A 21,441-nucleotide genomic window follows, 5' to 3' on the forward strand; every position below is an offset into this window, starting at 1 on the left:
TGTCGAGTTATGGATCGTGGGGGATTCGCGTAGGTCGTGGGTGCACGACAGGTGAAGAACAAGGTGTTAATTTTGGTACGAAATTTGCTCTTTCACCAGTCTGGTCCGGCCCGTGCCGGATCGGGACGAACGAGCGGACAAGAGCGAACCGCGGACGGAGACAGGAATGAGTAAGGTCGGCACGAGCGACTCGAAGAACACGCTATATTGCTCGTTCTGCGGCAAGAGCCAGCACGAAGTCCGCAAACTGATCGCAGGTCCAACCGTCTTCATCTGCGACGAGTGCGTCGAACTCTGCATGGACATCATCCGCGAGGAGAACAAGTCCTCGCTGGTCAAGTCGCGCGACGGGATTCCGACCCCGAAGGAGATCTGCAAGGTCCTGGACGATTACGTCATCGGCCAGAACCATGCGAAGAAGGTGCTCTCGGTCGCCGTCCACAACCACTACAAGCGGCTGAATCACCAGACCAAGCACTCGGACGTCGAACTCGCGAAGTCGAACATCCTGCTGATCGGTCCGACCGGCTCGGGCAAGACGCTGCTCGCCCAGACGCTCGCCCGCATCCTGGACGTGCCGTTCACGATGGCGGATGCGACGACCCTGACCGAGGCCGGCTATGTCGGTGAGGACGTCGAGAATATCATCCTGAAGCTGTTGCAGGCGGCCGACTACAATGTCGAGCGCGCGCAGCGTGGCATTGTCTACATCGACGAGATCGACAAGATCAGTCGCAAGTCGGACAATCCCTCGATCACCCGCGACGTGTCGGGCGAGGGCGTCCAGCAGGCGCTGCTCAAGATCATGGAGGGTACGGTTGCGTCGGTTCCGCCGCAGGGCGGCCGCAAGCATCCGCAGCAGGAGTTCCTGCAGGTCGACACCACCAACATCCTGTTCATCTGCGGTGGTGCGTTCTCCGGCCTCGAGAAGATCATCTCGGCGCGCGGCCGGTCGACCTCGATCGGCTTCGCCGCCCAGGTTCTGGCGCCGGAGGACCGCCGCACCGGCGAGATCTTCCGTCACGTCGAGCCTGAGGATCTCCTGAAGTACGGCCTGATCCCCGAGTTCGTCGGCCGTCTTCCGGTCGTTGCGACGCTCGAGGACCTCGACGAGAACTCGCTGAAGAAGATCCTGACCGAGCCCAAGAACGCGCTGGTGAAGCAGTATCAGCGGCTGTTCGAGATGGAGAACATCGAGCTCACCTTCGCCGACGAGGCGCTGGGCGCGGTGGCGCGCAAGGCCATCGAGCGCAAGACCGGCGCGCGCGGTCTGCGGTCGATCCTCGAGAGCATCCTGCTCGAGACGATGTTCGACCTGCCGGGTCTCGAGGGTGTCGAGGAAGTGGTCATCTCGCGTGAAGTGGTCGAGGGCACCGCCCGCCCGCTGTACATTTACGCCGATCGCTCCGATCGCGCGGTGGAAAGCAGCGCCAGCGCGTGAGGCGCGCTGGTACGAGAGACAGAAGACCTCGATTTATTAGATCGGCGATCGCCGCGGACGTCATGTCCGCGGCATCGCAGCGTTTCAGCGTCCCGCCGCGTAAAGCCATTTTTGGCGGGTGTTTACCGATACTTGACACCCCCCGGGTCGATAGCCACCTAATGTCGCGTGGCGATACAAATCTCAATCCCGGGATTCGCCTCAACAACGATCCGAAACAAGCGGGCGATATCGACGCGTCAGTGATGTCCGGATCAGATCGCACCTTGTGGCGGTTGCGCACGATGGCGGACTGCGTGCAAGGGGGCTAAACAAAAGGAACAGGCCATGACGACCCCCAAACCCCGGCCGACCATCGTTTATGGCGAGAGCCACGCCTATCCGGTTCTGCCGCTCCGCGACATCGTCGTCTTCCCGCACAACATCGTTCCGCTGTTCGTCGGCCGCGAGAAATCCATCCGCGCCCTCGAAGAGGTGATGAAGAACGACGCGCTGGTGATGCTCGCGACGCAGAAGAACGCGTCCGACGACGATCCAGCTCCGGATGCGATCTACGAGACCGGGACGCTCGCCAGCGTGCTGCAACTCCTGAAGCTGCCCGACGGCACCGTGAAGGTGCTGGTCGAGGGCCTGGAGCGCGCGCGCGTCGAGAAATACACCGATCGTGCCGACTACTACGAAGCCACTGCCGTTGCGCTCGAGGACACCGACGCCAAGTCGGTCGAAGCCGAGGCACTCGGGCGCTCCGTCGTGTCGGATTTCGAGAGCTATGTGAAGCTGAACAAGAAGATCTCTGCAGAGGTCGTCGGCGTCGTTCAGTCGATCACCGATTTCGGTAAGCTGGCCGACACCGTCGCCTCGCATCTCGCCGTCAAGATCGCCGATCGCCAGGGCATCCTGGAGACGCTGTCCGTCACCACGCGCCTGGAGAAGGTGCTGGGCCTGATGGAGAGCGAGATCTCGGTGCTGCAGGTCGAGAAGCGCATCCGCTCGCGTGTCAAGCGCCAGATGGAGAAGACCCAGCGCGAGTACTACCTGAATGAGCAGATGAAGGCCATTCAGAAGGAGTTGGGCGACGAGGACGGCCGCGACGAGCTCGCCGATCTGGAAGAGCGCATCAACAAGACCAAGCTCTCCAAGGAAGCGCGCGAGAAGGCCCAGCACGAGCTGAAGAAGCTGCGCCAGATGTCGCCGATGTCCGCGGAAGCGACCGTCGTGCGCAACTATCTGGATTGGCTGCTGTCGATCCCGTGGAACAAGAAGTCCAAGGTGAAGAAGGATCTGGAGGCCGCGCAGGCGGTTCTGGATGCGGATCACTATGGGCTGGAGAAGGTCAAGGACCGCATCGTCGAGTATCTGGCGGTGCAGTCGCGCGCCAACAAGCTGACCGGCCCGATCCTGTGCCTGGTCGGACCTCCCGGCGTCGGCAAGACCTCGCTCGGCAAGTCGATCGCGAAGGCCACCGGCCGCGAGTTCGTTCGCGTGTCGCTGGGCGGCGTGCGCGACGAGGCGGAGATCCGCGGTCATCGCCGGACCTATATCGGCTCGATGCCCGGCAAGATCATCCAGTCGATGCGCAAGGCCAAGACCTCGAACCCGCTGTTCCTCTTGGACGAGATCGACAAGATGGGCTCGGACTTCCGGGGTGACCCGTCGTCGGCGCTGCTGGAGGTCCTGGACCCCGAGCAGAACACGACCTTCAACGATCACTATCTGGAGGTCGACTACGACCTGTCGAACGTCATGTTCATCACGACCGCGAATACGCTGAATATTCCCGGGCCGCTGATGGACCGCATGGAGATCATCCGCATCGCAGGCTACACCGAGACCGAAAAGCTCGAGATCGCCCGCAAGCACCTGATCCCCAGCGCGATCTCCAAGCACGGACTGGACTCGAAGGAGTGGTCGATCGACGACGACGCATTGCTGCTCGTGATCCGGCGCTACACCCGCGAAGCGGGCGTACGTAATCTGGAGCGTGAGATTTCCACACTGGCCCGCAAGGCCGTGAAGGAGCTCATGATGTCCAAGAAGAAGTCGGTGAAGATCACCGAGAAGACCGTCGAGGAATTCTTGGGTGTTCCGAAGTTCCGCTTCGGTGAGATCGAGAGCGACGATCAGATCGGGATCGTCACGGGTCTGGCATGGACCGATGTCGGCGGTGAGCTGCTCACCATTGAAGGCGTCATGATGCCCGGCAAGGGCAAGATGACGGTGACGGGCAATCTGCGCGACGTCATGAAGGAGTCGATCTCGGCGGCGGCGTCCTACGTCCGCTCGCGGGCGATCGTCTACGGCATCGAGCCGCCGATGTTCGACCGCCGCGACATCCACGTCCACGTTCCGGAGGGGGCGACCCCGAAGGACGGTCCGTCGGCGGGCGTCGCGATGGCAACCGCAATCATCTCGGTCATGACGGGCATTCCGATCCGTCACGACGTCGCGATGACCGGTGAGATCACCTTGCGTGGTCGCGTGCTGCCGATCGGCGGTCTGAAGGAGAAGCTCCTGGCCGCGGCCCGCGGCGGCATCAAGACGGTGCTGATCCCCGAGGACAACGCCAAGGATCTCACGGAGATTTCCGATGCGATCAAGGGCGGCATGGAGATCATCCCGGTCTCCCGTCTCGACGACGTCGTCGCCCGGGCCTTGGTCCGCAAGCCGGTGCCGATCGTCTGGGAAGAGGATACCAAGGTCCCGGTGAAGGCCGATGGCGACGAAGCCGCCGGCGGCCTGACCGCCCACTGAGGTCCGAACTGATCCAAGGAAACGGCGCCCGTAAGGGCGCCGTTTTCGTTTGGGGGATCGAGCCACCGACCCTTCGAGCGTGCGTGGTCTGCCCCCACCGTTCCCGCTGCGGCGGTTTCTCGCTGCCGCCGCGTGGTTCCGGCGTTGATTGAGGATCGGGCAGGGGGTAAAGAAGCGCGACGTGAGGGCGGCTAGCTCAGCTGGTTAGAGCATCTCGTTTACACCGAGAGGGTCGGGAGTTCGAATCTCTCGCCGCCTACCATTAGCATCCGCTGGGACGCACCCTCGCAATGGTGACGCTGCTATTGTGGTGCGTCGATTTTCCAAGCTGATGGCGATACTCTCCAGAAGCGCGTTTGTGCGTCGGGTTTCATCGATCTGCTGCTCTCCAAGCTGAGCCACCTTGCCATCGAGCCTCGGCGGCTGAGCCAAACCCACGTCCCGATCACGATGATGGCGCCGCCGAGTGCTCAATTCGGACAAGGGTTCAAAATCCTTTGCGACAGCTGGTGCGAAGCGCCCGGACGATTTCGCGTGGCGATGAACCGTTCTTCGGCTAGCTTGGCGCGCGGCGTGAACATCGCGGGCGAACCGATGACCGACTTCCTGCGCCACTGCACCGGCGGACATGAGCGCGCCATTCCGGCGGGCACCATGCTGCTCGAGGAGGGGCACAACACTGGGCATCTCTACATCCTGCTCGACGGAGAGCTGGAGGTGATCAAGGCCGGCGCCACGGTGGCCGTCATCTCCGAGCCGGGCGCGCTGTTCGGCGAGATGTCGCTCCTGCTGGAGCAGCCGCACACGGCGACCGTGCGGGCGCTCGTCGATTGCCGGATCTACGAGATCCCGGATGCGCCACGCTTCCTCAGTGAAAATCCCGAGGCGACGCTCGCGATTGCGCGCATGCTGGCGCAGCGCCTCAACGTCGCCAACAGCTATCTCGCCGACCTGAAGCGGCAATATGCCGGCCATGGCACCCATCTTTCGATGGTCGGCGAGGTGCTGCAGGGCATGATCAACCTGCCGCCGCAGCAGGTTTCGCCAGGAACGGATCTGGAATCCGATCCACGACTCTGAGCCAGTCCGGCGCCGCCGTCACCGGCTGCGCCGGGCGTTGCAGGGGGCCGGCGAGATCGATCCATTCGGCTTGCCCCGCCGCCAACCAGAAGGCGCGCCCTTCGTCGGTGTCGAGCACCATGTAGGTCGGCGGTCGCCCGGGTTGCCGCCCGGTGTTGAAGACCCAAGTCTCACCGACGCGATCGAACCAGGACCCATCCGTGATGAAGGGCGACTGGTGGACGTGGCCGGAGATCACCATCGCCGGGCGGTGCCGCGCGATGAAGCCTTCGAGCTCGGTGTCGCCGAAGAAGCGCTTGCCGCCCCAGCTCACCGGCGAGTTGGCCGGCGGCGCATGATGCACCCAGATCCAGCGGGCTGTGTCGCGCCTCGCGGCGGCATCGAGCTGGCTTGCGATGGCGGCCTTGACGAGAGGACCGTCCCACCATGGGCAAACCGAGAACAGCGTGTCGCCGATCAGAAGGTCATCGCCGTCGGCTGCGATGCCGAGCTCGCGGACCGTCCTGATCCAGGCCGCGATCTTCTCGCCATCCGGGTTGCGCTCCTCCAGGTCGTGATTGCCCGAGCAGATCATGACCCGCGTCTTGGCCGCCAGGAGCGCGAGATATGTCTTCACGACCACGATCTGGGCGCGAATGTCGACGATCGAGGCGAGATCGAGCGCATCGCCGGCGAACACCACCGCATCAAAATGATCGGCAGCCGCCACCAGCCAGTCGAACTGCGGCAGCGAGTAATGAAGATCGGCAACGATGAGTGCGCGCATGTGGCTCCTGACGCACCTGATCGAAGCAAGAGCGAGACCAGACCCGGCGACACCAGAGGCTGTCCCGCTATTGCATTGCGCTACGGCGCTCGCCAGCAGGTCCGCGCGCATCTATCGATCCCTCACCCGCGGCGGTATGATGGGGCCGTTGTTCAGCCGCAGCTGCCAATTGCGAGTGTCCATGTCTCGTCGTCCGCGACCGCCAATGACTGTTTCCTTCGTCCGCACCGGCGAACGCCGCTACGCGGTGCGCGCGACGCTCGGCGACGGACACACCCTCGAAATGAGCCCGGCGCCTGGCTTCGATCCCTGGATGCCGCATGATCTGCAACACTTCATCGTCGAAAAGCATCTCGGGATTGACGGCGCCGTATTCGGGCGGCTCGCGGCCGGCGGCACGGCCGGGACCTTTCATTTGGTCCCGCATGCGACCTCGTCCCGCGAGGCCGCGCGGCTGCGCCGCAGGCATGAGACCAAGGACCAGCGCCTGATGCCGGAACGCAGCGAGGACTATGCCCGCTCCGAGCGCGCTACATATGTGTGCTGGCAGGACTGGCTGCAGCAGGCTGACGATCCGGCGCTGCGGGCGCGCGGGGCCGAGATGGCACCGTCGGCGCGCAGTCTGCTGGACGGGATGTCAGCGGAGGAGCGCGCGGCCTACACGCCGGCGCGGCGCGACGCCATCCGACAGGAGTTCGCGCGTCTGAGCCGACGTTGGAGCGCTCTCGCCATCGGCGAAAGTCTCTCCGAACCGTGGTGAGGAACGGCCCACTTTCTTCCTCAAGCGCATCGCGGCCTCGTGCCTTGACAGGACAGGCGGCTGCATGCGCCATGCCGGCTCTTGCGATGACCTCAATCAGACAGGGCACATCATGCAATTGCCGGCAGGGGACGACCGCAACGCCGACCAGATCGCCTATTGGAACGGGCCCGGCGGCCAGCGCTGGTCCGATCGCCAGGAGGCGCAGGATATCCTGCTCGCACCGGTGTCGCAGATCCTGATCGAGCGTATCGCCGCCAAGCCGGGTGATCGCATTCTCGACATCGGCTGCGGCTGTGGTGGTTTGTCGATCGCACTGGCCGGGCAGGCGGCGCCCGGCGGCTCCGTTCTCGGCGTCGACATCTCCGCACCGATGCTCGAGCGGGCGCGCGCGGTGGCGCCGGCCGGGCTTCCCGCCGAGTTCGTGCTGGCCGACGCCACCGTGCATCCGTTCGCGCCGGCGAGCTTCGATCTGCTGGTGTCGCGGTTCGGGGTGATGTTCTTTGCCGATCCGGTGGCGTCGTTCGCCAACATCCGCCGTGCGCTGAAGCCGGGCGGCCGGGTCGTGTTCGCCTGCTGGCGCGAGCCGAAGGCCAATCCCTGGATGATCGCGCCGCTGCAGGCGGTCTATCGTCACGTCCCGAAGCTGCCGGAGATGGCGCCGGAGGATCCCGGCCCGTTCGCCTTCGCATCCGAAGCGCGAGTGGCGCGGATCCTGGGCGAGGCCGGCTTCAGCGACGTCGCGCTGGAGGCGCATGCGCTGTCACTCGACATCGCCCGCGGGCAGGGTCTCGAGGCGGCAGTGGAGTCGGCCTTCGAAATCGGCCCCGCCAGCCGCGCGCTGGAGGGGCATCCCCAGGAGACGCGCGAGGCGGCGCGGCAGTCGGTCCGCGAGCTGCTGACGCAGCATGTACGCGGCGACAGCGTGACGCTCGCCGGCTCGATCTGGCTGGTGACGGCGCGCGTCTGACGCGCGCCGGACGGCGCTCAGGATCGCTCTTCCCAGATCATCGCCAGATGGATGATGGTCTGCGCCGCCTTCTCCATGTCCTGGACGCTGACCCATTCGAGACGCGAGTGGAAGGCATGCTCGCCGGCAAAGATGTTGGGGCAGGGCAGTCCCATGAACGACAGCCGCGAACCGTCGGTGCCGCCGCGGATCGATGTCTTGACCGGCGTCAGGCCGGCGCGGCGGATCGCCTCCTCGGCATAGGTCACGATCTCCGGATGCAGATCGATGACCTCCTTCATGTTGCGGTATTGCTGCCGAACCTCCATCCGATAGCTCGAGCGCGGATAGTCCTTCAGGACATCCCTGACGATGTCCTCGAGCAGCGCTTCCTTCTGCCGCAGGCCCTGCTCGCTGAAATCGCGCACGATGAAGTCGAGTCGCGCCTGTTCGAGCGCGCCGGAGATCCCGACCGGATGCAGGAAGCCTTCCTTGCCCTCCGTCGTCTCCGGCGAGCAGCCATCCTTCGGGAGCCGATCGACGATTGCGGACGCGATCTTGATCGCGTGCTCCATCTTGCCCTTGGCAAAGCCGGGATGGGCGCTGACGCCGTTGATGAGGATGGTGGCGCCGTCGGCGGCAAAGGTCTCGTCCTCGATGTTGCCGGCGGTTTCGCCATCCATCGTGTAGCCGAAGTCGGCGCCGAGCTTCTTCAGGTCGACCCGGTCGACGCCACGGCCGATCTCCTCGTCCGGCGTGAACAGGATCTTGATGGTGCCATGCTTGATCTGCGGATTGCTGATCAGGAACTGCGCCGCGTCCATGATCTCGGCGATGCCGGCTTTGTTATCGGCCCCGAGCAGGGTGGTGCCGTCGGTGGTGACGATGTCGTTGCCGATCTGGTCCTTCAATGCAGGATGCTCAGCCGCACGGATGATCTGGCTCGGGTCCCCCGGCAGCACGATGTCGCCGCCCTGGTAGTTGCGCACGATCTGCGGCTTCACGTTGGCCCCGGAGCAATCGGGCGACGTGTCCATGTGCGAGCAGAAGCAGATCACCGGCACGGCCTTGTCGGTGGTGGCGGGGATGGTCGCATAGACGTAGCCATGGTCGTCCAGGTGGGCGTCCGAGAGGCCCATTGCCTGCAGCTCGGCTGCGAGCATCCGGCCGAGATTCTTCTGTTTGAGCGTCGAAGGACAGGTCGGCGACGTCGGGTCCGACTGGGTGTCGATCGCGGCGTAGCGGAGCAGGCGCTCGGTGACGGAGTGGGTGTAGCTGCGAAGCGGGTCGGACATGGGCACCAAGAGAGAGAGAGGGAGACGTTACTGGAGGTATCAGTATACTAATATATCAGTTATTGCATGCCAGATACCAGGGGGTGGCAACCTATCAATGGTTTCCGCTCTGATCAAAGATCGTCCGCCAGCTCCCGTGCGGAATACGGCGGGTCGCGGGCCGGCGTTGATCAGCACCGCCTCGCCGACAGCAGGATTGCGCACTCCGGCGCGCGCCACCTGCAGGATACCGACTCCGGCGATTCGAAGCTCATCTTCCTCGCACCGGTGGCGGGCGATTCGTGGGCAGCGTCCGCGAGGAATCTCCTCTCACTCGCTTCCTGGTCAGCAAGTGCGCCTCGGTGGGGACCGCGGCCGGAAATTTCAATGCCCGGTCGGAAGCATGCGCGGTCGGACTTGGCGCCCATTTTGCCATATCCGGCCTGCGACGTCGTCGCGAAGCGACCGCCAGCGCCGCCGCCGCGGGGCGGGGTTGCCGCGGTCCGGAAGGAGAGACGCGGGACAGGTCGATTTGGCCCATCACCGTGCGGCGACTAACGTCGGCTGCCCGGGCCCAGCCAAGGAGATCGGGCGTCCTGCATTGCTCCCCCATCAAGGACTTCGCACAGCTGTCGGTTCATTGTCCTTGACTTCGAAACATCGCCCCTTTAAGTCGCACTCCTCCGCGGATTTCGCGATCACGCGGGAGTAGCTCAGTTGGTTAGAGCGCCGGCCTGTCACGCCGGAGGTCGCGGGTTCGAGCCCCGTCTCTCGCGCCATGTTTTCAATGGCTTAGCTTTCGATATGATCCGTCCGCTGGCGCAATCAGCGCCGCCGCGCGATCCCTTCCCGTCTACGACCTGGCGCTCCGCCGGACTGCAAGTGCTCCGTCGCCGATTTTCCGATCGGGCATGAAAAAGGCCACCCGGCGGGTGGCCTGCGATTGCCGTCAGATGGCAGCGGAGCAGTGGCCTCAGCGGACGACCATCGAGTCGCTGGAACTCGTCATGGTCACCGGCTTGCCTGCCTTCACGACGTGCGATGCCGTCTGGCTGTAGTCGACGTTGGCGCGGGTCGCGATGCCGAAAGCGGTCACCGCGATGCCGGCGACCAGGGCAACGACGACGATCTTCAGATGGGTCGATCGGTCTGCGGAATGCAGCGAGTGGTTCATGTCAGCCTCCCGGCGTCTCAGAGCGCCACTTTGTTGCCTGGACATGTACCCCCGCTTTGTTTCGATCCCGTTTCTTCGTTTCCTCAAAATGGTTTCATCGGTTGCAGCCGCCGCGGCGGCAATCGGGAGTATGCGGCCGGGGCTAACAGCGCGCGGCGGTGCCGGTATCGACGGCGGCCGTGGATGATCTTGATCCGGTGGCCCTTCGTGACCATCTCCCGCGGTAACGGAAGCCTATCGGGTGACGGTCCCGTCGCCTCGTTTGGATCTCCCGATCGAGCGCTGATCCGCATCCGTCTCCGACCAGCCAGCCTGCGCACACCGGCGTGCGTCCTCGCGATTGCTGATCGCCTCAGCGTCCTGCGTTGGACCGTGCGGCACCGTAATGCTGCGGGTCTGCAATGCGGCTCCTGCACGCGTCATCCGCGGCGCCGTTGCTCGGTGTGTCCGGGTTTCCGCAATGTGGGGAGGGATGACACCGGCGAGACGGCTTGTCTTGCGCGGCTTGGTGCGCTGCGCTAAGGCTTCGACCAATTCCAATGCAACGAGTCTGCGGTTTGCACCGAAACCGCAGAGGAAAGTGGCGCCGATGACCGGCATCCTTCAGAACTATCTCCCCCTCGTCGTTTTCATAGGTGTCGCAGCCATCATCGGGGTGGTGCTGCTGATCGCGCCGTTCCTGGTCGCCTACCAGCAGCCCGATCCCGAGAAGCTCTCCGCGTACGAGTGCGGCTTCAATGCGTTCGACGACGCCCGCATGAAGTTCGACGTCCGCTTCTATCTGGTTGCCATCCTTTTCATCATCTTCGACCTCGAAGTCGCCTTCCTGTTCCCCTGGGCAGTCGCATTCGGCAAGCTCGGCGCGGCCGGCTTCTGGTCGATGCTGGTGTTCCTGGCCGTGTTGACGGTCGGGTTTGCCTACGAATGGAAGAAAGGCGCGCTTGAATGGGATTGAGCCCGACCACGTCCTCGACCGGGCCGGCGATCGCTCCGGCCCCGAAGGGCATTCTCGATCCCGCGACCGGCAGGCCGATCGGTGCCAACGACCCGTATTTCCTCGAGGTCAGGCACGAACTGTCGGACAAGGGATTCTTCGTCGCCACCGCTGACGATCTCATCACCTGGGCCCGCACCGGCTCGCTGATGTGGATGACGTTCGGCCTGGCCTGCTGCGCCGTCGAGATGATGCAGGTCTCGATGCCGCGCTACGACGTCGAGCGGTTCGGCTTCGCGCCGCGCGCCTCGCCGCGCCAGTCCGACGTGATGATCGTCGCCGGCACGCTGACCAACAAGATGGCGCCGGCGCTGCGCAAGGTCTACGACCAGATGCCGGAGCCGCGCTACGTCATCTCGATGGGGTCGTGCGCCAATGGCGGCGGCTACTATCACTATTCCTATTCGGTGGTCCGCGGCTGCGATCGCATCGTTCCCATTGACATCTACGTGCCCGGCTGTCCGCCGACCGCCGAAGCGCTGCTGTACGGTGTGCTGCTGCTGCAGAAGAAGATCCGGCGCACCGGCACCATCGAACGCTGAAGGTTTTTCGTTATGGACGACGGCAGGCTCGACACCCTTGGGCAGACGATCGTAAGCGCGCTCCCGGGCGCCGCGATCGGCCATACGGTCGCTTTCAATCAGCTCACGGTGAACGTGGAGCCCGCCCGGATCGTCGAGGTCGTGACACATCTGCGCGACGATCCGGCTCTCCGCTTCGTCAACATCACCGACATCACGGCGGTCGACTATCCTGAGCGCGCCAAGCGTTTCGATGTCGTCTACCACTTCCTGTCACCGACGCTGAACGCGCGCATCCGGCTGAAGGCCGAGGCCGACGAGACGACGCAGGTGCCGTCGCTGATCGATGTCTTTCCGGGCGCCGATTGGTTCGAGCGCGAGGCCTACGACCTCTACGGCGTGATCTTCGTCGGCCACCCTGACATGCGCCGCCTGCTGACGGATTACGGCTTCGACGGCCATCCGCTGCGCAAGGACTTCCCGACGACGGGGTTCGTCGAGGTGCGCTACGACGATCAGGAGAAGCGGGTCATCTACGAGCCGGTGCGGCTCAACCAGGAATTCCGCAAGTTCGATTTCCTGTCGCCCTGGGAAGGTGCGGACTATCCGCTGCCGGGCGATGAGAAGGCGACGAAGTGAGTGGGAGCGCGAGCATGAACGAGCAGAGCCCGGCACTCCGCAACTTCACGATCAATTTCGGTCCGCAGCATCCGGCGGCCCACGGCGTGCTGCGCCTGGTGCTGGAGCTGGACGGCGAGGTGGTCGAGCGCGTCGATCCGCATATCGGCCTGCTGCATCGCGGCACCGAGAAGCTGATCGAGACCAAGACCTACATGCAGGCGATGCCCTATTTCGATCGGCTCGACTACGTCGCGCCGATGAATCAGGAGCATGCCTTCTGCCTCGCCGCCGAACGCCTGCTCGGCATCGAGGTTCCGCGCCGCGGCCAGCTGATCCGCGTGCTCTACTCCGAGATCGGACGGCTGCTGTCGCATCTGCTCAACGTCACCACCCAGGCGATGGACGTCGGCGCGCTGACCCCGCCGCTGTGGGGCTTCGAGGAGCGCGAGAAGCTGATGGTGTTCTATGAGCGCGCCTCCGGCTCGCGCATGCACGCCAACTACTTCCGCATCGGTGGCGTCCACCAGGACCTGCCGCCGAAGCTGATCGACGACATCGACGCATTCTGCGATCCGTTCCTGAAGGTGGTCGACGATCTCGACCGGCTTCTCACCGGCAACCGCATCTTCAAGCAGCGTAACGTCGACATCGGCGTCGTGACCCTGAAGCAGGCCTGGGAGTGGGGCTTCTCCGGCGTGATGGTGCGCGGCTCGGGCGCGGCCTGGGACCTGCGCAAGTCGCAGCCCTACGACGTCTATGCCGAGATGGAGTTCGACGTTCCGATCGGCAAGAACGGCGACTGCTACGACCGCTATCTGATCCGCATGGAAGAGATGCGCCAGTCGGTGCGTATCATGAAGCAGTGCATCCAGAAGCTGCGCGCACCGGACGGGCAGGGCCCGGTGATGATCACCGACAACAAGATCGCTCCGCCGCGCCGTGGCGAGATGAAGCGCTCGATGGAAGCGCTGATCCACCACTTCAAACTCTACACCGAAGGCGTGCACGTGCCGGCAGGCGAGATCTATGCGGCCGTCGAGGCGCCGAAGGGCGAGTTCGGCGTCTATCTCGTCGCCGACGGCACCAACAAGCCGTACAAGTGCAAGATCCGCGCTCCGGGCTTCGCGCATCTACAGGCGATGGATTTCATCTGCCGCGGCCATCTGCTCGCCGACGTCTCGGCCATTCTCGGCTCGCTCGACATCGTGTTCGGAGAGGTGGACCGCTGATGGGCCATGCGCCGATCCAGTTCGATCGTGCTTCCGGAGCGCTCGAAGGAGCGAACCTCTGGGAGCGCACGGCTGCATTGGCGCTGTCGACCGGCTCGAAGATTTCCTCGCATTTCTCGCATCGCGGCTACAACCGCTGTGCCAATCTGCTGCGGCTGGCGCTGCCCGAACGCGACATCGCGGTGAAGCTCAACCCGGACGCCGTGTTCGAGTTTCCCTATGGCGACGGCTATTGGAGCAAGCTGCTCAACCGCGACTATCACTATGAGGACGAACTCGAGTTCCTGTTTCTCGGCACCGTCGATGTCGACTACACCTTCATCGACGGCGGGGCCAATTACGGCTACTGGTCGGTGCTGGTGTCGAGCACGCCCTACGGCGCGCACAAGGCGATCGCGATCGAGCCGTCCTCGGCGAACTTCGCCAAGCTCGCGAACAATGCGCAGATCAACGGCGGCCGCTTCGAAGTGATGAAGTGCGCCATCGGCGAACGCTGCGGCGTCGCGCATCTCACCGGTACCAAGCACGAGGCCTTCAGTATCGCCGGCGACAACGCCGGCGGCGAGCAGGTGCCGGTGATGGCGCTCGACGATCTGATCGACGACGGCAAGGTCGCCGCTTCCGGCAAGTACCTGATCAAGCTCGACGTCGAGGGCGTCGAGATCGAGGCGATCAAGGGCGGGGCGCGGCTGCTCGCGACCGACAGCATGATCCTGTGCGAGGAGCACGGCCAGGATCGCAACCATACGGTCTCGCGCTACATCCTCGATCAGACGCCGATGCAACTGATGGTCTACGACCCCGCAAGCGGCCGCCTCGAGACCGTGACAGAGCTGTCGATCCTCGACCGGATCAAGGCGTCCGCCCACGTCGGCTATAACGTGTTCGGAACTGCAAGTGCCTTCTGGCAGAATCGCGTCGCAGCGCTCAATGCAAGTGCCGCGCGCCGCATGCAATGAAAGATTGAAGAGCCATGTCCGTCCGCCGTCTTGCCCCGAAGGAAGTCCAGCCCGCGAGCTTTGCGTTCACGGACGAGAACCTTGCCTTCGCCAAAGCGCAGATCGCGAAATATCCGGAAGGCCGCCAGGCCTCGGCCGTGATCGCGATCCTGTGGCGCGCGCAGGAGCAGAACGAAGGCTGGGTGTCGGAGGCGGCCATCCGCGTCGTCGCCGACATGCTCGGCATGCCGTACATCCGCGTGCTCGAGGTGGCGACCTTCTACACGATGTTCCAGCTGCAGCCGGTCGGCAAGAAGGCGCATGTGCAGGTGTGCGGCACCACACCGTGCCGTCTGCGCGGCGCCGAAGAACTGATCGAGGTCTGCAAGCATCGCATCCATCACGATCCCTTCCACCTGTCGAAGGACGGCGACTTCAGCTGGGAAGAGGTCGAGTGCCTGGGCGCCTGCGTGAACGCACCGATGGTGCAGGTCTGGAAGGACACCTATGAGGACCTGACGCCGGAGAGCTTCGGCAAGGTGCTCGACGGCTTCGCGACCGGCAACCTGCCGACGCCGGGTCCGCAGAATGGCCGCCAGTTCTCGGCGCCGGCGGGCGGGCCGACCACGCTGAAGGAGAAGACATGAGCCGCAATCGCACCCGCGTTGCGGCCCTGACCGAAGAGGGCGCCGCAATGAAGAACTGGCGCTACGTGGCACTGCATACGCTCGCAGCCGCCGCTTTCATTTTCGTGCTGCAGCGGTTCGCGCTCAATGCGACGCTGGAGTCCAGTCTGCTGTGGGCCTTGGTGTTCGGCGGCTGCGCCGCCTTCATCGCCACCATGCAGTCGAACCGCTGACACCCGAGGAAGCCGTCTGATCATGCTCGACGACAAGGACCGCATCTTCACCAACCTCTATGGCCTGCATGATTGGGGCCTCGAAGGCGCACGCCGGCGCGGCAGCTGGGATGGCACCAAGGCGCTGATCGAAAAAGGTCGCGACTGGATCATCAACGAGATGAAGGCTTCCGGCCTGCGCGGCCGCGGCGGCGCCGGCTTCCCGACCGGCTTGAAATGGTCGTTCATGCCGAAGGAATCGACCGACGGTCGGCCGAGCTACCTCGTGGTCAACGCCGACGAGTCCGAGCCCGGCACCTGCAAGGATCGCGAGATCATGCGGCACGATCCGCATCATCTCGTCGAGGGCTGCCTGCTGGCCAGCTTCGCGATGAACGCGCATGCCTGCTACATCTATGTGCGCGGCGAGTTCATCCGCGAGCGCGAGCGGCTGCAGGCGGCGATCGATCAGGCCTATGAGGCCAACCTGATCGGCAAGAACAACATCCATGGCTGGCCGTTCGATCTCTATGTCGCGCATGGCGCCGGCGCCTATATCTGCGGCGAGGAGACCGCGCTGCTGGAGAGCCTCGAAGGCAAAAAGGGCCAGCCGCGGCTGAAGCCGCCTTTCCCAGCGAACGTCGGCCTCTATGGCTGCCCGACCACCGTCAACAACGTCGAGTCGATCGCGGTGGCGCCGACCATCCTGCGCCGCGGCGCCGCGTGGTTTGCCGGCATCGGCCGTCCGAACAATGTCGGCACAAAACTGTTCTGCATCTCCGGTCACGTCGAGCGGCCTTGCAACGTCGAAGAGGCGATGGGCATCCCGTTCCGCGAGCTGATCGAGAAGCATTGCGGCGGCATCCGTGGCGGCTGGGACAATCTGAAGGCGGTCATCCCCGGCGGCTCGTCCGTGCGCATGGTGCCGGCCGAGCAGATCATCGATACGCCGATGGATTTCGACAGCCTGTCGAAGCTGCGCTCCGGCCTCGGCACCGCGGCCGTGATCGTGATGGACAAGTCGACCGACCTGATCCGGGCGATCGCGCGCATTTCCTACTTCTACAAGCATGAGAGCTGCGGCCAGTGTACGCCGTGCCGCGAGGGCACCGGCTGGATGTGGCGCGTGCTGACGCGCATGGCCGAGGGCCGGGCGCACAAGCGCGAGATCGACATGCTGCTCGAAGTCACCAAGCAGATCGAGGGCCACACGATCTGCGCGCTGGGCGACGCGGCAGCTTGGCCGATCCAGGGGCTGATCACGCATTTCCGTCACGAGATCGAGGCGCGCATTGACCAGTATTCGCACAAGGCCGATGTCGACGACGTGGGCGTGCGCGATCCCGCGCACATGGTAGCGGCGGAGTAGGTGATGGCGGCCCGGTTCGCCAGCAACGTTTTCCCCGCGCTCGCGCCCTCACGGTGCGCAGCGGCGCGGTGGTCCGTGGTTTGAGAGAGATGTGAGGCAATGACCAAGATCATCATCGATGGCAAAGAGATCGATGTGCCGCCGGAGTACACGCTGTTGCAGGCGTGCGAGGCGGCGGGCGCCGAGATCCCGCGCTTCTGCTATCATGAGCGGCTGTCGATCGCCGGCAACTGCCGGATGTGCCTCGTCGAGGTGAAGGGCGGACCGAAACCGGTCGCGAGCTGCGCCTGGGGCGTGCGCGACTGCCGGCCGGGCCCGAAGGGCGAGCCGCCGGAGATCTCGACGCGGTCGCCGATGGTCAAGAAGGCGCGCGAAGGCGTGATGGAATTCCTTCTGATCAACCATCCGCTGGACTGCCCGATCTGCGACCAGGGCGGCGAGTGTGACCTGCAGGACCAGGCGATGGGCTATGGTGTGGACACCAGCCGCTTCGCCGAGAACAAGCGCGCCGTCGAGGACAAGTATCTCGGCGCATTGGTCAAGACCTCGATGAACCGCTGCATCCAGTGCACGCGTTGCGTCCGCTTCTCGGCGGAAGTCTGCGGCGTGCCGGAAATGGGCGCGATCGGCCGTGGCGAGGACATGGAGATCACGACGTATCTCGAGCAGGCGCTGAGTTCGGAGCTGCAGGGCAATCTGGTCGACATCTGCCCGGTCGGTGCGCTGACCTCGAAGCCCTACGCTTTCGCCGCACGCCCCTGGGAGCTCGGCAAGACGCAGTCGATCGACGTCATGGATGGCGTGGGCTCGGCGATCCGTGTCGACACCCGCGGCCGCGAGGTGATGCGCATCCTGCCGCGCATCAACGATGCCGTGAACGAGGAGTGGATCTCCGACAAGACCCGCCATGTCGTCGACGGCCTGCGCACGCAGCGGCTCGATCGTCCCTACGTTCGCGAGGATGGCAAGCTGCGCGCCGCCTCCTGGCCGGAGGCGTTCAAGGCGATTGCCACCAAGCTGTCGCGCATCGACGGCAAGCGCATCGGCGCGATCGCCGGCGATCTCGCCGCGGTCGAAGAGATGTTCGCGCTCAAGGATCTGCTCGCCAAGCTCGGCTCGACCAACGTCGCGGTGCAAGGCGGTGACAGCTTCGATGCCAAGCTCGGCCGTGCGTCCTATCTGTTCAATCCGACCATCGCGGGTATCGAGCAGGCCGACGCGATCCTGATCATTGGCGCCAATCCGCGCAAGGAAGCGGCCGTGCTCAACGCCCGCATCCGCAAGCGCTGGCGCTCGGGCCAGCTCAAGGTCGGCGTGGTCGGTCCCAAGGCCGACCTGACCTATGCCTATGAGCACATCGGCGCGGGCACGGACTCGCTGAGCGACGTCGCCGCCGGCAAGCACTCGTTTGCGACCACCTTCCGCAACGCCAAGAACCCGATCGTGCTGGTCGGCGCCGGCGCCGCCGCGCGCCACGATGGCGGCGCGATCCTGTCGCTGGCCGCCAAGATCGTGATGGACGTCAACGCCGTGCGCGACGACTGGAACGGCTTTGCCGTGCTGCACGACACCGCCTCGCGGGTCGGCGCCCTCGACATCGGCTTCAACGGAACCGGCCTCACGGCTGCGCAGATGACGACGTTCGGCACCATGGACGTGATGTTCCTGCTCGGCGCTGACGAGGTCGATGTGCCCGAGGGCGTTTTCGTCGTCTACATCGGTACCCATGGCGACCGCGGTGCCCATCGTGCCGATGTCATCCTGCCGGGGGCTGCCTACACCGAGAAGTCCGGGCTCTACGTCAACACCGAGGGCCGGGTGCAGATGACGGGCCGGGCGTCATTCCCGCCGGGCGAGGCACGCGAGGACTGGGCGATCATCCGGGCGCTGTCCGACGTGCTCGGCAGGAAGCTCGGCTACGACTCGCTGGCCGCGCTGCGCGTTGCGATCATCAAGGCCGTGCCGCATCTTGGCCGCGTCGACCAGATCGAGGCGGGCAAGATCGCCGACATCAAGACCCTGGCTGGCAAGGGCGGCAACCTCGAGAAGGCACCGTTCAAGCCGCTGATCGACGACTTCTATCTCACCAATCCGATCGCGCGCGCATCGGCGGTCATGGCGGAATGTTCCCGTCTGGCTTCCGGGCAGATGCTGACGGCAGCGGAGTGAGCGTGACCTGATGGCTGATTTCTTCGCAAGCTCGTTCTGGACCGGCTTCCTCTGGCCGCTGATCATCATGGTCGCGCAGAGCGTCCTGCTGCTCGTCGTCCTGCTGGTCGCGATCGCCTACATCCTGCTGGCCGACCGGAAGATCTGGGCGGCGGTGCAGATCCGCCGGGGTCCCAACGTGGTCGGGCCCTGGGGCCTGTTCCAGTCGTTCGCAGACCTGCTGAAGTTCGTGCTCAAGGAGCCGATCATTCCGGCCGGCGCCAACAAGGGCGTGTTCCTGCTGGCACCGCTGGTGTCCTGCGTGCTGGCGCTGGCGGCCTGGGCGGTGATCCCGACCAATCTCGGCTGGGCGATCGCCGACATCAATGTCGGCATTCTCTTCATCTTCGCGATCTCGTCACTGTCGATCTACGGCATCATCATGGCCGGCTGGTCGTCGAACTCGAAGTATCCGTTCCTGGCGGCGCTGCGCTCGGCGGCGCAGATGGTGTCCTACGAGGTCTCGATCGGCTTCGTCATCATCACCGTGCTGCTCTGCGCCGGCACCTTGAACCTGTCGGCGGTGGTCGAGGCGCAGCATGCCCGCGGGCTTGCGAGCCTGATCGGCCTGCCGCAGCTGACGATCCTGAACTGGTACGTCTGGCCGCTGTTCCCGATGTTCGTGGTATTCTACGTCTCGGCGCTGGCCGAGACCAACCGTCCGCCCTTCGATCTCGTCGAGGCGGAATCGGAGCTCGTTGCCGGCTTCATGGTGGAATACGGCTCGACGCCGTATCTGCTGTTCATGCTCGGCGAGTATGTCGCGATCACCACGATGTGCGCGCTGGCGACGATCCTGTTTCTGGGTGGCTGGCTGCCGCCGATCGATCTGCCGCCGTTCAACTGGGTGCCGGGCGTCATCTGGTTCTCGCTCAAGCTGTTCTTCATGTTCTTCCTGATCGCGATGGCGAAAGCGATCGTGCCGCGCTACCGCTACGACCAGTTGATGCGACTGGGCTGGAAAGTGTTCCTGCCGCTGTCGCTGGCCATGGTGGTCATCGTCGCAGGCGTGCTGCACTTCGCCGGCATCGCGCCGAAATGAGGCTGTCATGAACATTTCCGCCACCGCACGGTCGCTGCTGCTGCAGGAGTTCGTCTCCGCATTCTTCCTCGCGATGCGCTACTTCTTCCAGCCGAAGCCGACCCTGAACTATCCGTTCGAGAAGGGCCCGATCTCGCCGCGCTTCCGCGGCGAGCACGCGTTGCGGCGCTATCCCAATGGCGAAGAGCGCTGCATCGCCTGCAAGCTGTGCGAGGCGGTCTGTCCCGCGCAGGCGATCACGATCGAGGCCGGTCCGCGCCGCAACGACGGCACCCGTCGCACGGTGCGCTACGACATCGACATGGTGAAGTGCATCTATTGCGGCCTGTGCCAGGAAGCTTGTCCGGTCGACGCCATCGTCGAAGGACCGAACTTCGAGTTCGCGACCGAGACCCGCGAGGAGCTGTATTATGACAAGGCCAAGCTGCTCGCGAATGGCGACCGCTGGGAGCGCGAGATCTCCAAAGCCATCGCGCTCGACGCGCCGTACCGCTGAGGCCGTCCGATGATCCTTCCTGCGCTCTTCTTCTATCTCTTCGCGGCGGTCTGCGTGGCCTCGGCCGTGATGGTGATCGTCTCGAAGAACCCCGTTCACTCGGTGCTCTATCTGATCCTCGCCTTCGTCAACGCCTCCGGCCTGTTCGTGCTGATGGGCGCCGAATTCCTGGCGATGATCCTCGTGGTCGTCTACGTCGGCGCGGTCGCGGTGCTGTTCCTGTTCGTGATCATGATGCTCGATGTCGACTTCACGGAGCTGCGCGAGGGCTTCCTGCAGTACATGCCGATCGGACTCGTCATCGGCGGCATCTTCCTGTTCGAGCTGCTGCTGACGGTGTCCTACTGGGTCATCAACCCGACGACGCCGAAGGCGATCACCGCGGCGATCCCGACCAACGTCACCAATACCGAGGCGCTCGGCCTCGTGCTCTATACGAAGTACATCCATTACTTCCAGCTCTCCGGCATGATCCTGCTGGTGGCGATGATCGGCGCGATCGTGCTGACGCTGCGCCACAAGGCGAGCGTCAAGCGCCAGGACATCAACGTCCAGAACGCGCGCACGCCGGAGATGGCGATGGCGGTCCGCAAGGTCGCGGTCGGGCAGGGGCTGCAGGACACGGACGCGGCGGAGTGGGTGAAATGACCATCGGATTGGGGCACTATCTCGCCGTCGCGGCCATGCTGTTCACGCTCGGCATCCTCGGCATCTTCCTGAACCGCAAGAACATCATCGTCATCTTGATGTCGGTCGAGCTGATCCTGCTTGCGGTGAACATCAATCTGGTGGCGTTCTCGACATTCCTGGGCGACATCGTCGGGCAGGTGTTCGCGCTGCTGGTTTTGACAGTTGCGGCGGCGGAAGCCGCGATCGGCCTTGCCGTGCTGGTGGTCTACTTCCGCAACCGCGGCTCGATTGCGGTCGAAGACGTCAATATGATGAAGGGCTAAGGGCGCATGATCCGCACAGATGGGGGCCGGCTCGCCG

Annotated in this window: 21 protein-coding genes and 2 tRNA genes; 20 read left to right on the forward strand and 3 right to left on the reverse strand. The window is 64.4% G+C overall.

Going from position 1 to position 21,441, the window contains the following annotated elements; all coding sequences use genetic code 11:
* Positions 1-166: 166 nt before the first annotated feature.
* The 4 genes from clpX to ACQR0U_RS25375 all read left to right on the forward strand — a co-directional run bounded on the left by clpX (position 167) and on the right by ACQR0U_RS25375 (position 5,272).
* A complete protein-coding gene (clpX, locus tag ACQR0U_RS25360; RefSeq protein WP_012044595.1) occupies positions 167-1,441 on the forward strand; it encodes an ATP-dependent Clp protease ATP-binding subunit ClpX in 1,275 nt (424 codons plus the stop codon).
* Between the two features lie 327 nt (positions 1,442-1,768).
* Positions 1,769-4,192 carry an endopeptidase La gene (lon, locus tag ACQR0U_RS25365; protein ID WP_315711533.1) on the forward strand — a complete coding sequence of 808 codons (2,424 nt, stop codon included), beginning with the start codon at positions 1,769-1,771 and terminating at the stop codon, positions 4,190-4,192.
* Between the two features lie 185 nt (positions 4,193-4,377).
* A tRNA-Val gene (locus ACQR0U_RS25370) sits at positions 4,378-4,454 on the forward strand.
* A gap of 332 nt (positions 4,455-4,786) precedes the next feature.
* On the forward strand, positions 4,787-5,272 hold the full coding sequence (locus ACQR0U_RS25375; RefSeq protein ID WP_316165221.1) for a Crp/Fnr family transcriptional regulator: 486 nt from the start codon (positions 4,787-4,789) through the stop codon (positions 5,270-5,272).
* Here the strand turns inward: ACQR0U_RS25375 and ACQR0U_RS25380 are convergent.
* Positions 5,211-6,038: a metallophosphoesterase family protein gene (locus ACQR0U_RS25380; protein WP_316165222.1), complete on the reverse strand. Its 828-nt coding sequence runs from the start codon at positions 6,036-6,038 to the stop codon at positions 5,211-5,213. The two genes, ACQR0U_RS25375 and ACQR0U_RS25380, sit on opposite strands and share 62 nt — an antisense overlap.
* Here ACQR0U_RS25380 and ACQR0U_RS25385 point away from each other — a divergent pair.
* The gene (locus ACQR0U_RS25385; protein ID WP_316170109.1) at positions 6,037-6,798 is read left to right on the forward strand and encodes a hypothetical protein; all 762 of its coding nucleotides are present in this window, start codon (positions 6,037-6,039) and stop codon (positions 6,796-6,798) included. The two genes, ACQR0U_RS25380 and ACQR0U_RS25385, sit on opposite strands and share 2 nt — an antisense overlap.
* A 112-nt stretch (positions 6,799-6,910) precedes the next feature.
* A complete protein-coding gene (locus ACQR0U_RS25390) occupies positions 6,911-7,768 on the forward strand; it encodes a class I SAM-dependent methyltransferase (protein ID WP_316170110.1) in 858 nt (285 codons plus the stop codon).
* 17 nt (positions 7,769-7,785) lie between these two features.
* Here ACQR0U_RS25390 and pepT read toward each other — a convergent pair whose 3' ends face one another.
* On the reverse strand, positions 7,786-9,042 hold the full coding sequence (pepT, locus tag ACQR0U_RS25395; protein ID WP_316194899.1) for a peptidase T: 1,257 nt from the start codon (positions 9,040-9,042) through the stop codon (positions 7,786-7,788).
* 681 nt (positions 9,043-9,723) lie between these two features.
* Between pepT and ACQR0U_RS25400 the strand changes: the two genes are divergently transcribed.
* Positions 9,724-9,800, forward strand: a tRNA-Asp gene (locus ACQR0U_RS25400).
* A 194-nt stretch (positions 9,801-9,994) separates the two neighbouring features.
* On the opposite strand, the gene ACQR0U_RS25405 is transcribed toward ACQR0U_RS25400, so the two are convergent.
* Positions 9,995-10,195, reverse strand: a complete 201-nt coding sequence (locus tag ACQR0U_RS25405) for a hypothetical protein (protein WP_315711542.1) — start codon at positions 10,193-10,195, stop codon at positions 9,995-9,997.
* Between the two features lie 589 nt (positions 10,196-10,784).
* Between ACQR0U_RS25405 and ACQR0U_RS25410 the strand changes: the two genes are divergently transcribed.
* The 13 genes from ACQR0U_RS25410 to nuoK all read left to right on the forward strand — a co-directional run bounded on the left by ACQR0U_RS25410 (position 10,785) and on the right by nuoK (position 21,404).
* A complete protein-coding gene (locus tag ACQR0U_RS25410) occupies positions 10,785-11,150 on the forward strand; it encodes an NADH-quinone oxidoreductase subunit A (RefSeq protein WP_008964559.1) in 366 nt (121 codons plus the stop codon).
* Complete coding sequence (locus ACQR0U_RS25415) at positions 11,147-11,731, forward strand: NuoB/complex I 20 kDa subunit family protein (protein WP_173424458.1); 585 nt, start codon at positions 11,147-11,149, stop codon at positions 11,729-11,731. Before ACQR0U_RS25410 ends, ACQR0U_RS25415 begins: the two co-directional genes overlap by 4 nt.
* A 12-nt stretch (positions 11,732-11,743) precedes the next feature.
* Positions 11,744-12,349 (forward strand): NADH-quinone oxidoreductase subunit C, encoded by a 606-nt coding sequence (locus ACQR0U_RS25420; RefSeq protein ID WP_315711544.1) that lies wholly within the window; start codon positions 11,744-11,746, stop codon positions 12,347-12,349.
* 14 nt (positions 12,350-12,363) lie between these two features.
* Complete coding sequence (locus ACQR0U_RS25425; RefSeq protein WP_315711546.1) at positions 12,364-13,560, forward strand: NADH-quinone oxidoreductase subunit D; 1,197 nt, start codon at positions 12,364-12,366, stop codon at positions 13,558-13,560.
* The gene (locus ACQR0U_RS25430) at positions 13,560-14,519 is read left to right on the forward strand and encodes an FkbM family methyltransferase (protein ID WP_316194901.1); all 960 of its coding nucleotides are present in this window, start codon (positions 13,560-13,562) and stop codon (positions 14,517-14,519) included. The genes ACQR0U_RS25425 and ACQR0U_RS25430 overlap by 1 nt, the downstream gene beginning before the upstream one ends.
* A gap of 14 nt (positions 14,520-14,533) precedes the next feature.
* On the forward strand, positions 14,534-15,145 hold the full coding sequence (gene nuoE / locus ACQR0U_RS25435) for an NADH-quinone oxidoreductase subunit NuoE (RefSeq protein ID WP_172109602.1): 612 nt from the start codon (positions 14,534-14,536) through the stop codon (positions 15,143-15,145).
* The gene (locus ACQR0U_RS25440; RefSeq protein ID WP_315711550.1) at positions 15,142-15,357 is read left to right on the forward strand and encodes a hypothetical protein; all 216 of its coding nucleotides are present in this window, start codon (positions 15,142-15,144) and stop codon (positions 15,355-15,357) included. Before nuoE ends, ACQR0U_RS25440 begins: the two co-directional genes overlap by 4 nt.
* 22 nt (positions 15,358-15,379) lie before the next feature.
* Positions 15,380-16,705 carry an NADH-quinone oxidoreductase subunit NuoF gene (nuoF, locus tag ACQR0U_RS25445; protein ID WP_315711552.1) on the forward strand — a complete coding sequence of 442 codons (1,326 nt, stop codon included), beginning with the start codon at positions 15,380-15,382 and terminating at the stop codon, positions 16,703-16,705.
* Between the two features lie 99 nt (positions 16,706-16,804).
* A complete protein-coding gene (gene nuoG, locus ACQR0U_RS25450; RefSeq protein WP_316188235.1) occupies positions 16,805-18,874 on the forward strand; it encodes an NADH-quinone oxidoreductase subunit NuoG in 2,070 nt (689 codons plus the stop codon).
* Between the two features lie 10 nt (positions 18,875-18,884).
* Positions 18,885-19,955 carry an NADH-quinone oxidoreductase subunit NuoH gene (gene nuoH, locus ACQR0U_RS25455; protein WP_315711556.1) on the forward strand — a complete coding sequence of 357 codons (1,071 nt, stop codon included), beginning with the start codon at positions 18,885-18,887 and terminating at the stop codon, positions 19,953-19,955.
* Positions 19,956-19,962: 7 nt separating this feature from the next.
* Positions 19,963-20,451, forward strand: a complete 489-nt coding sequence (gene nuoI, locus ACQR0U_RS25460; protein WP_006611003.1) for an NADH-quinone oxidoreductase subunit NuoI — start codon at positions 19,963-19,965, stop codon at positions 20,449-20,451.
* A gap of 9 nt (positions 20,452-20,460) precedes the next feature.
* Positions 20,461-21,099, forward strand: coding sequence for an NADH-quinone oxidoreductase subunit J (locus ACQR0U_RS25465; RefSeq protein ID WP_015666525.1), 639 nt, complete (start codon positions 20,461-20,463; stop codon positions 21,097-21,099).
* Complete coding sequence (nuoK, locus tag ACQR0U_RS25470) at positions 21,096-21,404, forward strand: NADH-quinone oxidoreductase subunit NuoK (protein ID WP_315711558.1); 309 nt, start codon at positions 21,096-21,098, stop codon at positions 21,402-21,404. The genes ACQR0U_RS25465 and nuoK overlap by 4 nt, the downstream gene beginning before the upstream one ends.
* Positions 21,405-21,441 lie beyond the last annotated feature (37 nt).

Origin of the sequence: Bradyrhizobium sp. HKCCYLRH3097, from assembly GCF_051167875.1 — a bacterium.
Classification (GTDB): domain Bacteria; phylum Pseudomonadota; class Alphaproteobacteria; order Rhizobiales; family Xanthobacteraceae; genus Bradyrhizobium.

Coding starts and splice junctions, on each gene's coding strand:
- clpX (WP_012044595.1), top strand. CDS start 167: ATGAGTAAGGTCGGCACGAGCGACTCGAAGAACACGCTATATTGCTCG.
- lon (WP_315711533.1), top strand. CDS start 1,769: ATGACGACCCCCAAACCCCGGCCGACCATCGTTTATGGCGAGAGCCAC.
- ACQR0U_RS25375 (WP_316165221.1), top strand. CDS start 4,787: ATGACCGACTTCCTGCGCCACTGCACCGGCGGACATGAGCGCGCCATT.
- ACQR0U_RS25385 (WP_316170109.1), top strand. CDS start 6,037: ATGTGGCTCCTGACGCACCTGATCGAAGCAAGAGCGAGACCAGACCCG.
- ACQR0U_RS25380 (WP_316165222.1), bottom strand. CDS start 6,038: ATGCGCGCACTCATCGTTGCCGATCTTCATTACTCGCTGCCGCAGTTC.
- ACQR0U_RS25390 (WP_316170110.1), top strand. CDS start 6,911: ATGCAATTGCCGGCAGGGGACGACCGCAACGCCGACCAGATCGCCTAT.
- pepT (WP_316194899.1), bottom strand. CDS start 9,042: ATGTCCGACCCGCTTCGCAGCTACACCCACTCCGTCACCGAGCGCCTG.
- ACQR0U_RS25405 (WP_315711542.1), bottom strand. CDS start 10,195: ATGAACCACTCGCTGCATTCCGCAGACCGATCGACCCATCTGAAGATC.
- ACQR0U_RS25410 (WP_008964559.1), top strand. CDS start 10,785: ATGACCGGCATCCTTCAGAACTATCTCCCCCTCGTCGTTTTCATAGGT.
- ACQR0U_RS25420 (WP_315711544.1), top strand. CDS start 11,744: ATGGACGACGGCAGGCTCGACACCCTTGGGCAGACGATCGTAAGCGCG.
- ACQR0U_RS25425 (WP_315711546.1), top strand. CDS start 12,364: ATGAACGAGCAGAGCCCGGCACTCCGCAACTTCACGATCAATTTCGGT.
- ACQR0U_RS25430 (WP_316194901.1), top strand. CDS start 13,560: ATGGGCCATGCGCCGATCCAGTTCGATCGTGCTTCCGGAGCGCTCGAA.
- nuoE (WP_172109602.1), top strand. CDS start 14,534: ATGTCCGTCCGCCGTCTTGCCCCGAAGGAAGTCCAGCCCGCGAGCTTT.
- ACQR0U_RS25440 (WP_315711550.1), top strand. CDS start 15,142: ATGAGCCGCAATCGCACCCGCGTTGCGGCCCTGACCGAAGAGGGCGCC.
- nuoF (WP_315711552.1), top strand. CDS start 15,380: ATGCTCGACGACAAGGACCGCATCTTCACCAACCTCTATGGCCTGCAT.
- nuoG (WP_316188235.1), top strand. CDS start 16,805: ATGACCAAGATCATCATCGATGGCAAAGAGATCGATGTGCCGCCGGAG.
- nuoH (WP_315711556.1), top strand. CDS start 18,885: ATGGCTGATTTCTTCGCAAGCTCGTTCTGGACCGGCTTCCTCTGGCCG.
- nuoI (WP_006611003.1), top strand. CDS start 19,963: ATGAACATTTCCGCCACCGCACGGTCGCTGCTGCTGCAGGAGTTCGTC.
- ACQR0U_RS25465 (WP_015666525.1), top strand. CDS start 20,461: ATGATCCTTCCTGCGCTCTTCTTCTATCTCTTCGCGGCGGTCTGCGTG.
- nuoK (WP_315711558.1), top strand. CDS start 21,096: ATGACCATCGGATTGGGGCACTATCTCGCCGTCGCGGCCATGCTGTTC.